This window comes from Streptomyces sp. NPDC059785, assembly GCF_042732375.1.
GTDB lineage: Bacteria > Actinomycetota > Actinomycetes > Streptomycetales > Streptomycetaceae > Streptomyces.
This window is the reverse complement of record NZ_JBHWHV010000069.1, coordinates 13,886-33,418: the sequence shown is the minus strand read 5'-3', so window position 1 is coordinate 33,418 and position 19,533 is coordinate 13,886. Positions and strand designations below refer to the sequence as shown.

The window sequence follows — 19,533 nt, the reverse complement described above, 5'->3', positions numbered from 1 at the left end:
ACTCGCTCGTCGGGGGCGGCTGGGGGCTACCGCAGGAAGGGGTCCACCGCGACCGCCACGAAGAGGATCGACACGTAGGTGATGGACCAGTGGAACAGGCGCATCTCCTTGAGCTTGGCGCCCGTCACCTCCGCCTTCGCGCGGTTCTGGAGGCCGTGCGCCTCCCACAGCCAGAAGCCGCCGGCCACCAGGGCCACCGCCGTGTAGAACCAGCCGGTGTAGCCGAGCGGGGTCAGCAGCAGGGAGACGGCGACCATCACCCAGCTGTAGATGACGATCTGCTTGGCGACCACCTTGTTGCTGGCGACGACGGGCAGCATCGGCACGCCCACGCGCGCGTAGTCCTCGCGCACCTTCATGGACAGCGGCCAGTAGTGCGGCGGCGTCCAGAAGAACATCACCATGAAGAGGATGACCGGCGCCCAGGACATGGAGTTCGTGACGGACGACCAGCCGATGAGGACGGGCAGGCAGCCCGCGATGCCGCCCCAGACGATGTTCTGCGACGTGCGGCGCTTGAGGATCATCGTGTAGCCGACGACGTAGAAGAGCAGTGCGCCGAGGGAGAGCCAGGCCGAGAGCCAGTTGACGGTCAGGCCGAAGAGCAGGGTCGAGACGACGGCGAGGGTGATGCCGAAGGCCAGGCACTCGCGGGGGCTGACCATGCCGGTGACCAGCGGCCGCTGCGCGGTGCGGTCCATCAGCGCGTCGATGTCGCGGTCGATGTACATGTTCAGGGCGTTGGCGCCGCCCGCGGAGAGGTAGCCGCCGACGCAGGTGAGCAGCACCAGCTTCAGATCCGGCACGCCCCGCTCGGCGAGGAACATCACCGGAACGGTGGTGATCAGCAGCAGCTCGATGATCCGCGGCTTGGTCAGTGCGACGAACGCCTTGACGCGGGCCCCGAACGGCCGGTGGTGGTTCGTGCTCTGGTTCGCCCCACCGAGCTCCCCCGCGGCCTTAAGGGCGCGGGCGGTACCCCCACCCGCAGGACGGGATTCAACGACCGTCACGTACACCCCTGACAGAGACTCTCAGCAAGCCCCCGGTGTGAACACTCCGTAAAGGCTCGCGCGTACCACGCCACTGTAGACGTTGCCCAGACTTCGGCCTCAGCGGGGGTCCGGTCGTGTTGGAAGGCGCTTCGGCAAGAGCCCGCGACTGCTCGATTGAGCAGTCGGATGAACGGGTCCGTATTCATCTGCCGAACGGGGAACGCACCGGTCGGGAGGCGGAACGCGTCCCTTCCCGGCAGTCTGGAATGACTCGAAAAAACGCACGTTGTCGCGAGGGTAGGCTCGACAGCGGCCGGTGGGCGCGACGCGCACCGGCATTCGAACATGTGGAGAGGAGCCCTGACCCAGGGTGAGCACCAAGCCGACCACCACAGACCTCGAGTGGACCGAGCTGGACCAGCGGGCGGTCGACACCGCCCGTGTCCTGGCCGCCGATGCCGTACAGAAGGTCGGTAACGGCCATCCCGGTACGGCGATGAGCCTGGCCCCCGCCGCGTACACCCTCTTCCAGAAGGTGATGCGGCACGACCCGTCGGACCCCGACTGGACCGGCCGCGACCGTTTCGTGCTGTCCGCGGGCCACTCGTCCCTGACCCTCTACATCCAGCTGTACCTGGCCGGCTTCGGCCTGGAGCTGGACGACCTCAAGTCGTTCCGGACGTGGGGCAGCAAGACCCCCGGCCACCCGGAGTACGGGCACACCGCCGGTGTCGAGACGACGACCGGTCCGCTCGGCCAGGGTGTCGCCAACGCGGTGGGCATGGCGATGGCCGCCCGCTACGAGCGCGGCCTGTTCGACCCGTCCGCCGCGCAGGGCGCCTCGCCCTTCGACCACTACATCTACGCGATCGCCGGCGACGGCTGCCTCCAGGAGGGCATCTCCGCCGAGGCGTCGTCGATGGCGGGCCACCAGAAGCTCGGCAACCTGATCCTGCTGTGGGACGACAACCACATCTCGATCGAGGGCGACACCGAGACGGCCGTCTCGGAGGACACGGTCAAGCGGTACGAGGCGTACGGCTGGCACGTGCAGCGTGTCGCGCCGAAGCCCGACGGCGACCTGGACCCGAACGCGCTCTTCGACGCGATCCAGGCGGCGAAGAAGGTCACCGACCGGCCGTCCTTCATCGCGATGCGCTCGATCATCGCCTGGCCCGCGCCGAACGCGCAGAACACCGAGGCCGCGCACGGCTCGGCGCTCGGCGACGACGAGGTCGCGGCCACCAAGCGCGTGCTCGGCTTCGACCCGGAGAAGACCTTCGAGGTCGCCGACGAGGTGCTGGCGCACACCCGGGCCGCCGGGGAGCGCGGCCGTGCGGCCCGCGACGGCTGGGAGAAGGACCTCGCCGCCTGGCGCTCCGCCAACCCCGAGCGCGCCGCCGACTTCGACCGTGTCGCCAAGGGCGAGCTGCCGACCGGCTGGGAGGAGAAACTCCCGGTGTTCGAGGCCGGCAAGGGTGTCGCCACCCGGGCCGCCTCCGGCAAGGTGCTCCAGGCGCTGGGCGCGGTCATCCCCGAGCTGTGGGGCGGCTCCGCCGACCTGGCCGGCTCGAACAACACCACCATCGACAAGAACTCCTCGTTCCTGCCGGAGGGCAACCCGCTGCCGGAGGCCGACCCCTACGGCCGCACGATCCACTTCGGCATCCGCGAGCACTCGATGGCCGCCGAGATGAACGGCATCGCGCTGCACGGCAACACCCGCATCTACGGCGGCACCTTCCTGGTGTTCTCCGACTACATGCGCAACGCCGTCCGCCTCTCCGCACTGATGCACCTGCCGGTGACGTACGTCTGGACGCACGACTCGATCGGCCTCGGCGAGGACGGCCCCACCCACCAGCCGGTGGAGCACCTGGCCTCCCTGCGCGCCATCCCCGGCCTGAACGTCGTCCGCCCCGCGGACGCCAACGAGACGGCCATCGCCTGGCGCGAGGTCCTGGGGCGCTGGACCAAGGAGTTCGGCAAGGGCGCCCCGCACGGTCTGGCGCTGACCCGGCAGGGCGTGCCGACGTACGAGGCGAACGAGGACACGGTCAAGGGCGGCTACGTGCTGTTCGAGGCCGAAGGCGGGGAGCCGGAGGTCATTCTGATCGCCACCGGTTCCGAGGTGCATGTGGCCGTCGAGGCGCGTGAGCAGCTCCAGGCCGACGGTGTCCCCACCCGTGTGGTGTCGATGCCGTGCGTGGAGTGGTTCGACGAGCAGGACCAGGGGTACCGGGACAGCGTCCTGCCGCCGTCCGTGAAGGCGCGCGTGGCGGTGGAGGCCGGCATCGGGCTGACCTGGCACCGGTTCGTCGGAGACGCCGGGCGCATTGTTTCGCTGGAGCACTTCGGTGCTTCCGCGGACGGCAAGGTGCTCTTCCGGGAGTTCGGTTTCACTGCCGAGAACGTTGCCGCGAAGGCGAAGGAATCGATCGCCGCAGCCCAGCGCTGACGCTTACATACGACACGTAGGAGATGCATTTTCCATGACAGACGCACTCAAGCGCCTCTCCGAAGAAGGCGTCGCGATCTGGCTGGACGACCTGTCGCGCAAGCGGATCACGTCCGGCAACCTGGCCGAGCTCATCGACCAGCAGCACGTCGTGGGTGTCACCACCAACCCGTCGATCTTCCAGAAGGCCATCTCCCAGGGCGACGGCTACGACCAGCAGGTCTCGGACCTCGCCGCCCGCCGGGTGACGGTCGAAGAGGCGATCCGCATGATCACGACGGCGGACGTCCGTGACGCCGCCGACATCCTGCACCCGCTGTTCGAGACGACCGGCGGCCAGGACGGCCGGGTGTCGATCGAGGTCGACCCGCGGCTCGCGCACGACGAGCACGCGACCGTCGCCGAGGCCAAGCAGCTCGCGTGGCTGGTGGACCGGCCGAACACGCTCATCAAGATCCCGGCCACCGAGGCCGGCATCCCGGCGATCACCGAGGTCATCGGCCTCGGCATCAGCGTGAACGTGACGCTGATCTTCTCGCTGGAGCGCTACCGCCTGGTGATGGACGCCTACCTGGCAGGTCTGGAGAAGGCCAAGGAGCGCGGCCTGGACCTGTCGAAGATCCACTCCGTGGCGTCGTTCTTCGTGTCCCGCGTGGACACCGAGATCGACAAGCGCCTCGACGCGCTGGGCACGGACGAGGCCAAGGCCGCCCGCGGCAAGGCGGGCATCGCCAACGCGCGCCTGGCCTACCAGGCGTACGAGGAGGTCTTCAGCGGCGACCGCTGGGCCGCCCTCGACCGGGCACAGGCCAACAAGCAGCGCCCGCTGTGGGCGTCCACCGGCGTGAAGGACCCGGCGTACAAGAGCACGATGTACGTCGAGCAGCTCGTCGCGCCGAACACGGTGAACACCATGCCGGAGGCCACGCTCGAGGCGACCGCCGCCGAAGGCGAGATCACCGGCAACACCATCGCCGGTACGTACGAGCAGTCCCGCGCCGAGCTGGACGCGCTGGAGAAGCTCGGCATCTCGTACGACGAGGTGGTGCGGCTGCTGGAGAAGGAGGGCGTCGACAAGTTCGAGGCGTCCTGGAACGACCTGCTCAAGTCGACCGAGGCAGAGCTCAAGCGCCTCGCCCCCTCGGAGGGCTGACATCTTGTCAAGCAGCAATCCGCTGCGTGACCCCGCAGACCGACGGCTCCCGCGTATCGCGGGGCCGTCGGGTCTGGTCATTTTCGGCGTCACCGGCGACTTGTCCCGTAAAAAGCTGATGCCTGCCGTGTACGACCTCGCCAACCGCGGACTGCTGCCCCCGGGCTTCTCGCTCGTCGGCTTCGCCCGCCGCGAATGGCAGGACGAGGACTTCGCCCAGGAAGTCCACGACGCCGTCAAGGAGCACGCCCGCACCGAGTTCCGCGAGGAGGTCTGGCAGCAGCTCATCCAGGGGATGCGCTTCGTGCCGGGCAACTTCGACGACGACGACGCCTTCGAAAACCTGAAGGCGACGATCCAGGACCTCGACCAGAAGCAGGGCACCGGCGGCAACTTCGCCTTCTACCTCTCCGTGCCGCCGAAGTTCTTCCCCAAGGTCGTCCAGCAGCTCAAGAAGCACGGGCTCGCCGACGCGCCCGAGGGCTCCTGGCGGCGCGCCGTCATCGAGAAGCCCTTCGGCCACGACCTGGCCAGCGCCCGCGAACTGAACGCGATCGTGCACGAGGTCTTCACCCCCGACCAGGTCTTCAGGATCGACCACTACCTGGGCAAGGAGACCGTCCAGAACATCCTGGCGCTGCGCTTCGCCAACCAGATGTTCGAACCGATCTGGAACCGGTCCTTCGTCGACCACGTGCAGATCACCATGGCCGAGGACATCGGCATCGGCGGCCGGGCCGGCTACTACGACGGCATCGGCGCCGCCCGCGACGTCATCCAGAACCACCTGCTCCAGCTGATGGCGCTGACCGCGATGGAGGAGCCTGCCTCCTTCGGCGCGGACGCGCTCGCCGCCGAGAAGACCAAGGTCCTCGGCGCGGCCCGGCTGCCGAAGAACCTGGGCAAGGACACCGTCCGCGGCCAGTACGCGGCGGGCTGGCAGGGCGGCGCGAAGGTCGTCGGCTACCTCGAAGAGGACGGCATCGACGCCAAGTCCAAGACCGACACCTACGCGGCGGTGAAGCTGGAGATCGACAACCGCCGCTGGGCGGGCGTCCCCTTCTACCTGCGCACCGGCAAGCGTCTCGGCCGCCGCGTCACCGAGATCGCGGTCGTCTTCCAGCGCGCCCCGCACTCCCCCTTCGACTCCACCGCCACCGAGGAACTGGGCTCCAACGCGATCGTCATCCGCGTCCAGCCGGACGAGGGCATCACGGTCCGCTTCGGCTCCAAGGTCCCCGGCACCTCCATGGAGATCCGCGACGTCTCGATGGACTTCGCCTACGGCGAGTCGTTCACGGAGTCCAGCCCGGAGGCGTACGAACGGCTCATATTGGACGTCCTGCTCGGCGACTCCAACCTCTTCCCCCGCACCGAGGAGGTCGAGCTGTCCTGGAAGATCCTCGACCCGGTCGAGGAGTACTGGGACAAGCACGGCAAGCCCGCGCAGTACCCGGCGGGCACCTGGGGTCCCAAGGAGGCCGACGACATGCTCGCACGAGACGGACGGAGCTGGCGCAGGCCATGAAGACCGACCTCACGGACACCACGGCCGGCAAGGTCAACAAGGCGCTCGTCCTGGGCCGCCGCGCCATCGGCACCCCCGCCGTCGGCATGGTGCTCACCCTCGTCATCGTCACCGACGAGGAGAACGCCTACGACGCCCTGCGCGCCGCCAACGACGCCTCCCGCGAGCACCCCTCGCGCACCCTCGTGGTGATCAGGCGCGTCAACCGCTCGCCCCGCGACCGCACCAAGTCGCGGCTGGACGCCGAGGTGCGCCTCGGCGCGGAGGCGGGCCCCGGCGAGACGGTCGTCCTGCGGCTGCACGGCGAGGTCGCCGACCACGCGGACTCCGTGGTGCTGCCGCTGCTGCTGCCCGACGCGCCCGTCGTCGTGTGGTGGCCGGTGGACGCGCCCGGCAATCCGGCGAAGGACCCGCTGGGCGCGCTCGCCCAGCGCCGGGTCACCGACACCTACGCCGCCGAGGAGCCGATCAGCGAGCTGACGGCCCGCGCCGACGCCTACGCGCCCGGCGACACCGACCTCTCCTGGACCCGCATCACGCCCTGGCGCTCGATGCTGGCCGCGGCCCTGGACCAGGTGCTGTGCGAGGTCGACACCGTCGAGGTGGAGGGCGAGGAGTTCAACCCGAGCTGCGAGCTGCTCGCCATGTGGCTCGCCAACCGGCTGGACGTCCCGGTCCGGCGGTCGGTCTCGGCGGGGCCCGGCCTGACCGCCGTGCGCATGCAGACCGACTGCGGCGAGATCGTCCTGGACCGTGCCGACGGTTCGCTGGCCACCCTGTCCATCGAGGGCCAGCCCGACCGCGCGGTGGCGCTCCAGCGGCGCGGCACCGCCGAGCTGATCGCGGAGGAGCTGCGCCGGCTCGACCCGGACGACACCTACGCGTCGGCGCTGCGTTACGGGGTCGACCGGCTGGCCACGGGCGACGGCTCCGGGGACCGTGCGGAGGGCGGCGTCGCGGTCAAGGCGCCCGCCAGGACGGCCGCCAAGGGTCCCGCGAAGAAGGCCACGAGCAAGGCTCCGGCGAAGAGGGCGGCGGCCAAGTGAGTACTCCGCAGCTTGTCGTCCACCACGACAAGGAGCTGATGGCGCAGGCCGCCGCCGCCCGGCTGATCACGAAGATCGTGGACGCCCAGGCCTCGCGCGGCTCCGCCTCGGTGGTGCTGACCGGCGGGCGCAACGGCAACGGCGTGCTCGCCGCGCTCGCCGCCCAGCCCGCCCGGGACGCCGTCGACTGGGGCCGGCTCGACCTCTGGTGGGGCGACGAGCGCTACCTGCCCGAGGGCGACGCCGACCGGAACTACACCCAGGCCCGCGAAGCGCTGCTCGACTCGGTGCCGCTGGACCCGGCGCGGGTGCACCCGATGCCCGCGTCCGACGGCCCGTACCCGGACGTGGACGCCGCGGCCGAGTCGTACGCGGCGGAGCTGCTGAAGGCCGCGGGCCCGGAGAACCACGGTCCCGTGCCGTCCTTCGACGTGCTGATGCTCGGCGTCGGTCCCGACACCCACGTGGCCTCGCTCTTCCCGGAGCTGCCCGCGGTACGGGAGCAGGAGCGCGCGGTGGTCGGCGTGCACGGCGCGCCCAAGCCGCCGCCCACCCGGGTGTCGCTGACGCTGCCCGCGATCCGTGCCGCGCGCGAGGTGTGGCTGCTCGCGGCCGGTGAGGACAAGGCGAACGCGGTGGCCATCGCCCTGTCCGGCGCGGGCGAGGTGCAGGCCCCGGCGGCGGGCGCGCAGGGCCGTTCCCGGACGCTGTGGCTGCTGGACACGGCGGCCGCGTCGCAGCTCCCGCGCTCGCTGTATCCCCCGGCTTCTCCCTGAGCGGCCTGTTCACGAGGGGGCAACCCTGTACGACACGACGCCGGACGGACTGTGACAGTCCGTCCGGCGTCGTCGTTCACTGGTGCGGGTCCGGCTCAGGTCCGGTAGGGATTCCCGTACGGATGCCCCGGCCGGTACGGCGGGGGCGGACCGTACGGCTGCGGCTGCGGCGGGACCGGCCCGTACGGGTTGCCCTGCGGCGGTACGGGGCCGGTCCGCGGGATGCTGTTCGCCGGGTGGCCGGAGAGCCGGATGCCGTAGCGGCGGCGGAGCCGGTTCATCTCCAGGACGGCGATGGCCGTGACCGTCAGCGGCGCCCCGAGGACGAAGAGCAGGCCCATCTTCAGGCTGAGCCCGTGCAGATCGCCGGTGATCAGGTCCGGGATGGCCATGAGCCAGGTCGTCACCGTGGCGAGCAGCGCCGGCAGGCACCGGTGCACGGCCGCGGTGCCGAAGAAGTTGCCGGAGACCTTGACCGCCCCGGCGGCGACGAAGACGACCAGCCAGAACCCGGCGAAGCCGAGGAACAGCCCGAACACCCCCAGCGACGAGGTCAGTCGCCAGACCACCACGGTCAGCACGATCGAGCCGACGAAGGCCAGCAGCAGCTTGAGCGAGTTGAGCAGCGGCCCGCGCAGCGCCCGTACGGTGCCCGTGCGCCGCCAGACGAAGAGCATCACGCCCACCGTCAGCGGGGTGATGACCAGCAGGACGACGGACGCCACCAGCATGTTCTCGAGCATCTCGTCGAACGCGAAGCCGCCCTGGACGAAGGTGTAGACGCCGACCGCCGCGAATGCCCCGGCGATCACCCGTATCCGCTTCAGCCGGTCCACGGCCGGGTCGACCGACGGCGGGATCCACGCCGGGTGGAAGACCGCCCGCGCCACGTGGTGGGGCTTGAGGAACGTCCGCGCCCTGAGCGAGCCGTCCGTCCAACTCCCTTGCGAACCAGTCACCTTCCGCTCCCCCGGGCCGTCGTGTCCATGATCGCCCGGCGGAGTCTACGGGAAGCGGACGGCGCCCTGCCGCCCACTTCCCGAGCCGTTACCGATACGGGCTAACGGCCGCGCAGCTCCCGGTACTTGGCGACGAGCGCCTTGGTCGACGGGTCGAGGCCCGGCACGTCCGCGCCCTCGGTCAGCGCGGGCTCGACGCGCTTGGCGAGCACCTTGCCCAGCTCGACGCCCCACTGGTCGAAGGAGTCGATGTGCCAGATCGCGCCCTGCACGAAGACCTTGTGCTCGTAGAGGGCGACGAGCTGGCCGAGGACCGACGGGGTCAGCGCGCGGGCGAGGATCGTCGTCGTGGGCCGGTTGCCCTGGAACGTCTTGTGCGGCACCAGCTCCTCGGCCACCCCTTCGGCGCGCACCTCGTCCGGCGTCTTGCCGAACGCCAGGGCCTGGGTCTGCGCGAAGAAGTTCGCCATCAGCAGGTCGTGCTGGGCCTTCAGCTCCTCGCCCAGCTCCTCGACCGGCTCGGCGAAGCCGATGAAGTCGGCCGGGACCAGCTTCGTCCCCTGGTGCAGGAGCTGGAAGTAGGCGTGCTGCCCGTTGGTGCCGGGCGTGCCCCAGACCACGGGCCCTGTCTGCCACTCGACCGGATTGCCGTCCCGGTCCACCGACTTGCCGTTGGACTCCATGTCGAGCTGCTGGAGGTAGGCGGTGAACTTGGACAGGTAGTGCGAGTACGGCAGCACCGCGTGCGCCTGCGCGTCGTGGAAGTCGTCGTACCAGACGCCGAGCAGACCGAGCAGGAGCGGGACGTTCTCCTCGGCCGGGGCGGTGCGGAAGTGCTCGTCGACCAGATGGAACCCGTTGAGCATCTCGCGGAACCGGTCGGGCCCGATGGCGATCATCAGGGACAGTCCGATCGCCGAGTCGAAGGAGTACCGGCCGCCGACCCAGTCCCAGAACTCGAACATGTTGTCCGTGTCGATGCCGAAGTCCGCCACCTTGCCGGCGTTCGTCGACAGCGCCACGAAGTGCCTGGCCACAGCCTCCTGACCGGCCTTCAGCTCACCGAGCAGCCAGTTCCGCGCTGAAGTGGCGTTGGTGATCGTCTCGATGGTGGTGAAGGTCTTCGAGGCGACGATGAACAGCGTCTCCGCCGCGTCCAGGTCGCGCACGGCCTCGTGCAGGTCGGCGCCGTCCACGTTGGACACGAAGCGGACCGTCAGACCGCGGTCGGTGAAGGCCCGCAGCGCCTCGTACGCCATCGCCGGGCCCAGGTCCGAACCGCCGATGCCGATGTTGACCACGTTCTTGATGCGCTCGCCGGTGTGCCCGGTCCACTCGCCGGCCCGCACCTTCTCGGCGAAGGCGCTCATCCTGTCCAGCACCGCGTGCACGCCCGGGACCACGTTCTCCCCGTCGACCTCGATCACCGCGTCGCGCGGGGCGCGCAGCGCCGTGTGCAGCACGGCCCGGTCCTCGGTGACGTTGATCCGCTCGCCGCGGAACATCGCGTCCCGCAGCCCGAACACGTCCCTGGCCTCGGCGAGCCGGCGCAGCAGGCACAGAGTGTCGTCGGTGACCAGGTGCTTGGAGTAGTCGACGTGCAGATCGCCGACCTGGAGGGTGTAACCGGTGCCGCGGCCGGGGTCGGCCGCGAACAGGTCCCGCAGATGGGTCCCGCCGAGCTCTTCGCGGTGCCCGGCCAGCGCGGTCCACTCGGGTGTCTGGTCGAGCCTGGTACGGCTGTCTGCGTTCATCTCGGACTTCCGCCTTCTTTCCTGCGTGTGCTGCTGCGTACCTTGCCCCGCTGCCGGTCCCAACCTAGTTGATCAGGGCTGGACGTGAGCCGTCGTCGCGCCGTCCTCCGGCGCAACAACAGATACGTCCGGCTTGAGCGCCGGTATCAAGGAGATGACGGCCAGGACGAAGAACACGGCCGCGAGCAGCGCCGGGGTGTTCAGGCCCCAGGCGGTCGCCACGGCCCCGCCGAGCACCGCTCCCAGGGGCGCCCCGGCGACGGCCAGGGTCCGGAAGGCGGCGCTGATCCGGCCCAGCATCTCCGCGGGCGCCCGCTGCTGCATCAGGGTCGTGGTGCTGACGTTCCACACCATGCCCATGAAACCGAAGGCCGCCATGCCCGCGATCAGCGCGGTGAGGCTGCGGACCGAGCCGATCACTGCCAGGACGCCGGTCTGCACGGCCCCGGCGAGCAGCACGCCCCGCACCCGCCCGGTCCGGTCCGTGATCCGGCGGCCCACCACGCCCGCGACCAGGCTGCCGACCGTGTACGCGGTCGTCGCCGCCGCGTACCCGCCGTTGCCCGCGTCGAGCCAGCCCGTCACCAGCAGCACCAGTGTGGCGATGAGCGCGCCCATGCCGACGTTGCACAGGGCCGTGGCCGCGCACAGGCCGCGCAGCGCCCGGTCGCGCCACAGGACGCGCAGTCCGTCCGCGATCTCCGCGCGCAGGGTGCTGCCCGCCGGTCTGGGATCGCGCCCGGCCCCGGCGGTCCGCAGCGAGGCCACGAGCGCGGCGGCGGCGAGGAAGGTCAGCGCGTCCACCGTGAAGGGCACGGCCGCTCCCGCCACGAGCAGCAGCGGCACGAGGGGCCCGGCCAGCAGACCGCCGGCGACGCGCTGGCCGGACATCAGCCGCGCGTTCGCGCTGCCGAGCGCCTCGGAATCCACCAGGGCGGGCAGCAGGGCCGTGGACGCGTTGTCGAAGAGCGTCTGGAGGGTGGTCAGGGCGAAGGCGAGCGCGATCAGCAGGGCGATCGAGGCGTGCCCCAGGGCGACGGCCACCGCGAAGGCGGCCACCAGCAGGCCGCGGACCGCGTCCACCGTCCACATGGCACGGCGCTGGTCGACCCGGTCGGCGACGGCTCCGCCGAGCAGTCCGAAGACGATCCAGGGCAGATATCCGCAGGCGGTGACGGAGGCGACGAGCAGCGGCCGGTCCGTGAGCGTCGCGGCCAGCAGGGGCAGCGCGGCCGTGCGCAGGGAGTCCCCGAAGCTGGAGAGCACGGCCGCGCTCCACAGCCGTCCGAATCCCCCGCGCCACGCGGGCGTCCGCGCCGTCTCCACCGCACTGGTCGCCGCCACCACGCCCCGCCCCCGCACTCCGCCGATTCCGCTGACACAAGAACCGTAGAGGGCACCACTGACAACGGGCCGGAGAGCGGGCCGGGGCAGGAGCGCGACGGGTTTGGCACCAGTGGCGAAACGCATCCGGCCAGACACCTCTCGGTGCCCGGCCGGCCGTCAACTCTTAGATCTCGCCCCGCAGTTTGGCGAGCGCCTCGGCGAGGATCGCCTCGCCGTCCGCGTCGCTGCGCCGCTCCCGTACGTACGCGAGGTGCGTCTTGTACGGCTCGGTACGCGGCGGGTCCGGTGGATTGTCCTGGTCCTGTCCGGCCGGAAAGCCGCAGCGCGGGCAGTCCCAGGTCTCGGGCACCTGCGCGTCGCTGGCGAAGCTCGGCTGCGTCTCATGCCCGTTGGAGCACCAGAAGGAGACGCGCAGCCGTGGCGCGGACTCGCCACGCTCGGCCTCGCCCATCGGCCCCGCCCCGACCCGGCTTCCTCGGATCGCGTTGCCACTTGCCACGGTCGTAACTCCCTGCGTGATGGTGCCGCAAAGCGAGTCGGCGTTTCGCTTCGCTGCGAGCGCCTCAGTCTACGTAAGGCCCAACGCGCGTCCAGTGATTGGAGTTACCCGCCCCTAGACGCAAGCCCCATGATAGGCCGCGCCGGGAGGCGCGTACCGTACATGGGGCCTTATGTGCGCGATGAGCTTGCGCGGTGTGCTGTTGTGATGCCGTACCGATGTCAGCCGGGTGTCAGTTGTTGGCCTTCATCAGGATGCCGAGCACGACGATGCACGCGAACCAGAGCAGACCGATCACCAGGGTGATGCGGTCGAGGTTGCGCTCGGCGACCGAGGAGCCGCCGACGGAGGACTGCATGCCGCCACCGAACATGTCGGAGAGGCCGCCGCCCTTCCCCTTGTGCATCAGCACCAGCAGCATCAGCAGCAGGCTGAAGACGATCAGGGCGATCGAGAACCCCAAAACCACGGCTGGACCAACTTCCTCGGAACTGAATGGACGACGGGGGCCCGGTGACAGGTCACCCGGCCCCCGCAAGGGTACGACGGATCGCCGCTACCGCATACTCACGGTCGCCGGGTCGCCGCCGGGGCACCGCGGACCGGTGCGGCTCACTGGTCGCGGAACCGGACGATCTTGACGAACTCGTCGGCGTCCAGGGACGCGCCGCCGATCAGGGCGCCGTCGATGTCGGGCTTCGCCATGATCTCCGCGACGTTGCCGGACTTGACCGAGCCGCCGTACTGGATGCGGACCCGGTCGGCCAGCTCCTGGGTGTACAGCTCGGCGAGCTTGGCGCGGATCGCCCCGCAGACCTCCTGGGCGTCGTCGGCGCCGCAGACCTTGCCGGTGCCGATGGCCCAGACGGGCTCGTACGCGATCACGATCGTGTCGGCCTGCTCGGCCGGGAGGTCCTTGAGGCCGCCCTCGACCTGCGCGAGCGTGTGCGCGACGTGGTTGCCCTCCTCGCGGACGGACAGCTCCTCGCCGACGCACAGGATCGGGGTGAGGCCGTGCTTGTAGGCGGCCTTGACCTTGGCGTTCACGACGTCGTCGGTCTCGGCGTGGTACTGGCGGCGCTCGGAGTGGCCGACCGCGACGAACGTGCACTTGAGCTTCGCCAGCATGGCGCCGGAGATCTCACCGGTGTACGCGCCGGAGTCGTGCGCCGAGAGGTCCTGGGCGCCGTACTTGATGCTGAGCTTGTCGCCCTCGACCAGGGTCTGCACCGAGCGCAGGTCGGTGAAGGGCGGCAGGACGGCGACCTCGACGGCCTCGTAGTCCTTGTCGGCCAGGGCGAAGGCGAGCTTCTGGACGTGCGCGATGGCCTCGAGGTGGTTGAGGTTCATCTTCCAGTTGCCCGCCATCAGCGGCGTGCGGGTGCTCATTGAGGTCAGTCCTCCAGTGCGGCGAGGCCGGGGAGCGTCTTGCCCTCGAGGTATTCGAGGGAGGCGCCGCCACCGGTCGAGATGTGGCCGAATGCCTGCTCGTCGAAGCCCAGCGTGCGGACGGCCGCGGCGGAGTCGCCACCGCCGACGACCGTGTAGGCCGGGGAGTCGAGGAGGGCCTGGGCGACCGCCTTGGTGCCCTCGGCGTAGTCGGGGTGCTCGAAGACGCCCATGGGGCCGTTCCAGAAGACGGTGGCCGCGTCGGCGAGCTTCGAGGCGTACAGCTTGCGGGACTCCGGACCGATGTCCAGGCCCATCCGGTCGGCGGGGACGGCGTCCGCGGCGACGGTGTCGGGGTTCGTGGGGGCCTTCGCCTTGAGGTCGGGGAACTCGGGAGCGGCCACGACGTCGACGGGGAGCACCAGCTCCACGCCGCTCTTCTCCGCACGCTCCAGGTACTCCTTGACGGCCGGGATCTGGTCCTCCTGGAGGAGGGAGATGCCGACCTCGTAGCCCTTGGCCTTGAGGAAGGTGTAGGCCATGCCGCCGCCGATGAGCAGGCGGTCGGCCTTGCCGAGGAGCTGGTCGATGACGGCGAGCTTGTCGGAGACCTTGGCGCCGCCGAGCGCGACCACGTAGGGGCGCCGGACGTCCTCGGTGAGCTTCTTCAGGACGCCGACCTCGGTGGTGATGAGGTAGCCCGCGTAGTGCGGCAGGCGGGCCGGGAGGTCGTACACGGAGGCGTGCTTGCGGTGCACGGCGCCGAAGCCGTCGCCCACGTAGACGTCGGCGAGCGCGGCGAGCCGGTCGGCGAACGCGCCGCGCTCGGCGTCGTCCTTGGACGTCTCGCCGGCGTTGAAGCGGAGGTTCTCGATGACCGCGACCCGGCCGGAGTCCAGGCCGTCGACCGTGCTCCGCGCCGAGGAGCCGACGGTGTCCTCGGCGAACGCGACGGGCGCGCCCAGGAGTTCACCGAGGCGCTCGGCGGGACGGCGCAGCGAGAAGGCGGGGTCCGGGGCGCCCTTGGGGCGGCCCAGGTGCGAGGCGACGATCACCTTGGCGCCCGCGTCCGCGAGCGCCTTGACGGTGGGCAGCACCGCGCGGATGCGGCCGTCGTCGGTGATCTTTCCGTCGGCCAGGGGCACGTTCAGGTCGGCGCGGACGAAGACCCGCTTGCCGTCCACTCCTTCGGCGAGGAGTTCGTCGATCGTCTTCATGAGGGGACTCCTTGCAAGGCTCTGGTGGTCCGGAGGGCTGGTCGATCAGTACGTGAGTCAGGGCTCGGGCAGCGCAAAGGTGCGCTGCCCGAGCCCTGCTGTCACATCGAGGTGCCTGCTCCGGTGATCAGAGCCGGCCGCCGACGAAGACCGTGAGGTCGACGAGGCGGTTGGAGTAGCCCCACTCGTTGTCGTACCAGCCGAGGATCTTCACCGAGTTGCCCTCCTGGACCATGGTCAGGGAGGAGTCGAAGGTGCAGGAGGCCGGGTCGCTGACGATGTCCGAGGAGACGATCGGGTCCTCGGTGTAGGCCAGGTAGCCCTTGAGGTCGCCGTCCTCGGAGGCCTTCTTGAACGCGGCGTTGACCTCGTCCTTGGTGACCTCGCGCTGGAGCGTCACGACCAGGTCGGTGGCCGAGCCGGTCGGGACCGGGACGCGCATCGCGATGCCGTCGAGCTTGCCCTTGAGCTGCGGGAGGACCAGGGCGGTGGCCTTCGCGGCGCCCGTCGTGGTCGGGATGATGTTCTCCGCGGCGGCACGCGCGCGGCGCAGGTCCGAGTGCGGGAAGTCCAGGATGCGCTGGTCGTTCGTGTACGCGTGGACCGTCGTCATCAGACCCTTGACGATGCCGAAGTTCTCGTCGAGGACCTTGGCCATCGGCGCCACACAGTTGGTGGTGCAGGAGGCGTTGGAGATGACGTGGTGGTTCGCCGGGTCGTACTTGTCCTGGTTGACACCCATCACGATGGTGATGTCCTCGTCCTTGGCCGGAGCCGAGATCAGGACCTTCTTGGCGCCGCCGGCGATGTGCTTCTCGGCGTCGGCCTTCTTGGTGAAGATGCCCGTGGACTCGACCACGACGTCGACGCCCAGCTCGCCCCACGGGATGTCGGCGGGGTTGCGCTCGGACAGGACCTTGATGGTCTTGCCGTCGACGGTGATGGTGTCCTCGGTGTGCGACACCTCGGCCTTGAGGCGGCCCAGGATGGTGTCGTACTTGAGCAGGTGAGCGGTGGTCGCGGTGTCACCCAGGTCGTTGACAGCCACGATCTCGATGTCAGCACCCTGCTCCAGCAGCGCGCGGAAGTAGTTACGACCGATGCGGCCAAAGCCGTTGATGCCTACGCGGATCGTCACGAACCGATCTCCTCGTTGGTACGCCGGTTTTCGATGCCGGCGAGACGTATGGGATGTCCCCGACCGCCTACGACCCTACCTCCCTGACGCGTCCGGGGTGACATCGAGAGGGGCCATACACGGCAGGGTGGTCCGTACCCACCAGTAGGAGTACGAACCACCCTGGTCAAGCGCCCGGCTCAGGCGATGTGACCACCGGGGGCGGAGGGTCCCCGGAGGCCCGCTCCGTCAGCCGTCCAGGGCCGCGAGCGCCTTGCCGACCAGCGCCGTGCGGCCGGCGGCCGTGGTGACGTGTTCCAGGCCGAAGCCGAGGAGCACGGTGTCCTCGGTGCCGACCGCCGCGTAGGTCCTGAACAGCTCTCCGGTGCGCGTCCAGTCGCTGAGGACGGCCGGGCTGCCCGCGGGCGGTCCGGGGACGCTCCAGGCGCCGAGCGAGGTCTCGAAGCCCTCGGTCCCGGTGGCGCCGGCGGTGACGACGGACGTCTCGTCGGCGAGCACGCCGCGCCCGCCGCTGCTCGGGTCCGTGACGTAGCTCAGCGACACCTCGACGGACTTCCCGGCGTAGGCGCTGAGGTCGAAGGAGACCTGCTGCCAGCCGCTGGAGGCCCCGGTGAAGCTGTGCCACGCGCCGGTGGTGCCGCTGCCGGTGCAGCCGTCGGAGCCGAGCGTCAGGTAGTGCTCCAGGAAGGGGTGCTCCTGGATGAGGAAGCCGGCTCCGCACTCCGCCGGGACGGCGCTGCTGCTCGCCCCCGAGGTGTCCGGCAGCGTGGTCCAGTCGTCGGCTCCCGTGGTGTGCGCCTCGAGCAGCGCGTGGTCGTAGCCCTCCTCCGTGTTCCACAGCAGCCGGGTGGTCAGCTTCGGCGCGTCGGCCGCGGTCACGCCGGTCAGATCGATGGTCCGGGTGAGCCGCTTGTAGGCGTCGTCGGTGTGCACGGCCGCCGCCATGTAGGAGCCCGCGTACGGTCCGTACGGGTTGACGGTGCCGGCGAACTGGCCCGCGCCCGCGCTCGCGAACTGCGGGTACTGCTCCACGGGCAGCGAGTCCGAGGTGACGCTGTAGGCGCCCGCGGCGTCCAGCGGGTTGCCGGGGGCGTCGCCGAGCGGGGCGGAGACGCCCGCGAGCGCGCCGGAGCCGTCGAAGCCGGTCGCCCCTGCGGTCGAGGTGCGCGTGTAGGCGCCCAGGTAGTACTGGCTGAAGTCGTCGGAGAGGGTGCCGCCGCCGAGGTCGACGCTGCCGCCCGCCTGCTCGCCCGCCTCGATCAGCTTGCCGCCCTCGTTGAGGTACGCGCGCAGCTGGAGCTGGGTGGCCTTGCCGGGCCGGGCCGCGCCGGTGTAGTGGACGACCGTGCCGAAGTGGGCGAGCACGCCGAGCGCGTCGGGGGCGCCCAGGGCGGCGACGTCCCAGACGAGGGGCTTGCGCCCATTGGCCTTCAGCGCGTCGGCGTACGTCCTGGCCTGCGTCGCGGTCGCGCCCTCCTCGGCGACCACCAGCGTGTCGGCCTTCGGCCGCTCGGCCACGGTGTACGTGAAGTGCGTGCTGGAGGTGGGCTTCCCGCTCCTGGTCTCACCGGTGAACCAGACCTCGACCTCGTCGCCCGGCTCGCCGTCCTTGACCTTCGCGCGGTACTCGTCGAAGTAGAGGTTGTCCTCGCCGCCGTACGTCTTGCCGCCCTTCCACGCCCTGAGCGCCATGTCGTACGTCCGGCCGCCGTTGACGCGGTACTTCAGCTCCTTGTCGCGTACGGACCTGCGTGCGACGACGGAGACCTCCTGGTCGGCGCCGCGCGAGAGGGAGGCGGTGAAGGGGGCCGGGGTGAAGTCGGCCGCGTCCAGGCCGACCGAGGAGGACGGCCGGTCGGGGTGGACGGCGGTCTCGGCCACCGAGAGGGCGAACGGGACGTTCTTGCGGAACTCCTGCTCGATCAGGGTCTCGTCGTCCGGGAAGGTGAAGATCGAGGCGCAGTCGGCCGCGTTCCAGGCGTCGTCCGGGTCGACGTCCGACGCGGTCTGGCAGGTCGACATCTCCGGGGTGAACATCGCCATGCCGTTGACGTTGCTCGCGTGCCCGTCGGCCTCGCCGTTGGTGGTGTACAGCTCGGAGGAGACCTGCGGGTGGTAGCCCGGGATCGCCGAGTTGTCCGGGGTGCCGGCGAGCGACTTGTAGAGGACGTCGTCCGGCGTCGGCGTCGCCACCTGCCAACCCACTCCGTAGAGCAGCAGTTCGGCCGCGGAGTGGTAGTTGATGCCGTACGTGAAGCCGACGCGCTTCTCGAAGGCGTCGATCGCCTTCGTCTCGGGCTCGGAGCCGGGGCTCGTGCCGCGGTAGGTCTGGCTGGTGGGGCTGGGGGACGAACCCTCGTCGTCGTAGCCCCACTTGTAGGCGAAGTTGCGGTTGAGGTCGACGCCGTCCCCGGTGGTGATCTCGCCGTCGCCGTTGACGTCCCTGAGGTTCTTGCGCCACTGGCGCGTGTCCGCGTCCTGGAACGTGTAGTCGTAGCCGTCGGGGTTGGCGGACAGCACGAACCACAGCTCGGTGGAGTCGACGATCTTCTTGATCCGCTGGTCCGTCTTGTAGTGGTCCAGGTAGTAGTGCATCAGCCGCCGCGTCATCTCGGGCGTGATCCACTCGCGCGCGTGCTGGTTGGACATGTACAGCACGGACGGCTTGGAGCCGTCCTCCGTCCGGTCGGCGCCCTTGGTCAGTTTGAGCGCGAGGATGTCCTGACCGCGCACGGTCTTGCCGATGGACACCACCTTGGTGAGGCCGGGATGCTCCTGGCCGGTGCGGACGATCTCCTCCTGGAGGTTGCCCGCGCCGCTGTACGGGCGGAACACCTCCTCGCCCGCGGCGGCCACCCGCTTCTCGGCCTTCGCCGACAGCGTGTGCTCGGTGAGCTTCACGCCCTGTTTCCGCAGCTTCCCGGCCTGCTGGTCGGTCAGGTAGACCTCGACGGAGGCCGTGCCCTTGTCCGGCGCCTGTTCGCCGAGTTCGTGGCCGTCCTGGCCGGCCGCGAGCAGCAGGGGCACCTGCTGCTTCGTGACCTCGGCGCGGAACACCTTCACGGCGTTCGCGTCCGGTCCTGACGAGTCGTCGTTCTGCGCCTGGGCGACGGGCGCCATGCCCGCACCGCCCAGCAGGAGCGCCCCCACAGCGAGGATCGTGCTCGCTCTGCGTCTCATGAGTCCCCCTTGCAGTGGTCCGCCACGGCGGCGAACGAAGCAAGGCTCATGACCGTTCATCATCAAGTCAAGGGTGCGCCCCGGACACGCGGAC

15 protein-coding genes are annotated in these 19,533 nt (G+C 70.2%); 5 read left to right on the top strand and 10 right to left on the bottom strand.

Features of this window, described 5'->3' with window-relative positions; genetic code table 11:
* Window positions 1–26 precede the first annotated feature (26 nt).
* Window positions 27–1,019, bottom strand: coding sequence for a heme o synthase (locus ACFV6E_RS36210; protein WP_385467496.1), 993 nt, complete (start codon window positions 1,017–1,019; stop codon window positions 27–29).
* A gap of 346 nt (window positions 1,020–1,365) precedes the next feature.
* Here ACFV6E_RS36210 and tkt point away from each other — a divergent pair, with 346 nt between their 5' ends.
* From tkt to pgl, 5 genes are read left to right on the top strand one after another with little or no spacing between them, the layout of a single operon-like run.
* Window positions 1,366–3,453 carry a transketolase gene (tkt, locus tag ACFV6E_RS36205; protein ID WP_385172478.1) on the top strand — a complete coding sequence of 696 codons (2,088 nt, stop codon included), beginning with the start codon at window positions 1,366–1,368 and terminating at the stop codon, window positions 3,451–3,453.
* Window positions 3,454–3,487: 34 nt separating this feature from the next.
* Window positions 3,488–4,606 carry a transaldolase gene (gene tal, locus ACFV6E_RS36200; RefSeq protein WP_385172475.1) on the top strand — a complete coding sequence of 373 codons (1,119 nt, stop codon included), beginning with the start codon at window positions 3,488–3,490 and terminating at the stop codon, window positions 4,604–4,606.
* A gap of 1 nt (window position 4,607) precedes the next feature.
* Window positions 4,608–6,134, top strand: coding sequence for a glucose-6-phosphate dehydrogenase (zwf, locus tag ACFV6E_RS36195; protein ID WP_385172519.1), 1,527 nt, complete (start codon window positions 4,608–4,610; stop codon window positions 6,132–6,134).
* Entirely contained in the window at window positions 6,131–7,180 is a 1,050-nt protein-coding gene (opcA, locus tag ACFV6E_RS36190) for a glucose-6-phosphate dehydrogenase assembly protein OpcA (RefSeq protein ID WP_385172473.1), read from the top strand. The genes zwf and opcA overlap by 4 nt, the downstream gene beginning before the upstream one ends.
* Window positions 7,177–7,956 (top strand): 6-phosphogluconolactonase, encoded by a 780-nt coding sequence (pgl, locus tag ACFV6E_RS36185; protein ID WP_385172470.1) that lies wholly within the window; start codon window positions 7,177–7,179, stop codon window positions 7,954–7,956. Before opcA ends, pgl begins: the two co-directional genes overlap by 4 nt.
* A gap of 95 nt (window positions 7,957–8,051) precedes the next feature.
* Here the strand turns inward: pgl and ACFV6E_RS36180 are convergent, their stop codons facing one another.
* The 9 genes from ACFV6E_RS36180 to ACFV6E_RS36140 form a co-directional block, all read right to left on the bottom strand.
* Window positions 8,052–8,915, bottom strand: coding sequence for a hypothetical protein (locus ACFV6E_RS36180; protein ID WP_385177945.1), 864 nt, complete (start codon window positions 8,913–8,915; stop codon window positions 8,052–8,054).
* Window positions 8,916–9,016: 101 nt separating this feature from the next.
* Entirely contained in the window at window positions 9,017–10,669 is a 1,653-nt protein-coding gene (gene pgi, locus ACFV6E_RS36175) for a glucose-6-phosphate isomerase (protein WP_385467493.1), read from the bottom strand.
* A 72-nt stretch (window positions 10,670–10,741) separates the two neighbouring features.
* Window positions 10,742–12,013 (bottom strand): MFS transporter, encoded by a 1,272-nt coding sequence (locus tag ACFV6E_RS36170; RefSeq protein ID WP_385467490.1) that lies wholly within the window; start codon window positions 12,011–12,013, stop codon window positions 10,742–10,744.
* A gap of 166 nt (window positions 12,014–12,179) precedes the next feature.
* Window positions 12,180–12,515, bottom strand: coding sequence for an RNA polymerase-binding protein RbpA (locus ACFV6E_RS36165; RefSeq protein WP_360744526.1), 336 nt, complete (start codon window positions 12,513–12,515; stop codon window positions 12,180–12,182).
* 232 nt (window positions 12,516–12,747) lie between these two features.
* Complete coding sequence (gene secG / locus ACFV6E_RS36160) at window positions 12,748–12,984, bottom strand: preprotein translocase subunit SecG (protein WP_385177720.1); 237 nt, start codon at window positions 12,982–12,984, stop codon at window positions 12,748–12,750.
* Window positions 12,985–13,127: 143 nt separating this feature from the next.
* On the bottom strand, window positions 13,128–13,904 hold the full coding sequence (gene tpiA / locus ACFV6E_RS36155) for a triose-phosphate isomerase (RefSeq protein WP_385177722.1): 777 nt from the start codon (window positions 13,902–13,904) through the stop codon (window positions 13,128–13,130).
* Between the two features lie 5 nt (window positions 13,905–13,909).
* Window positions 13,910–15,121, bottom strand: coding sequence for a phosphoglycerate kinase (locus tag ACFV6E_RS36150; RefSeq protein WP_385467487.1), 1,212 nt, complete (start codon window positions 15,119–15,121; stop codon window positions 13,910–13,912).
* A 127-nt stretch (window positions 15,122–15,248) separates the two neighbouring features.
* The gene (gene gap / locus ACFV6E_RS36145; RefSeq protein ID WP_385171599.1) at window positions 15,249–16,259 is read right to left on the bottom strand and encodes a type I glyceraldehyde-3-phosphate dehydrogenase; all 1,011 of its coding nucleotides are present in this window, start codon (window positions 16,257–16,259) and stop codon (window positions 15,249–15,251) included.
* 228 nt (window positions 16,260–16,487) lie between these two features.
* Window positions 16,488–19,439, bottom strand: a complete 2,952-nt coding sequence (locus ACFV6E_RS36140; protein WP_385171596.1) for a M14 family zinc carboxypeptidase — start codon at window positions 19,437–19,439, stop codon at window positions 16,488–16,490.
* Window positions 19,440–19,533 lie beyond the last annotated feature (94 nt).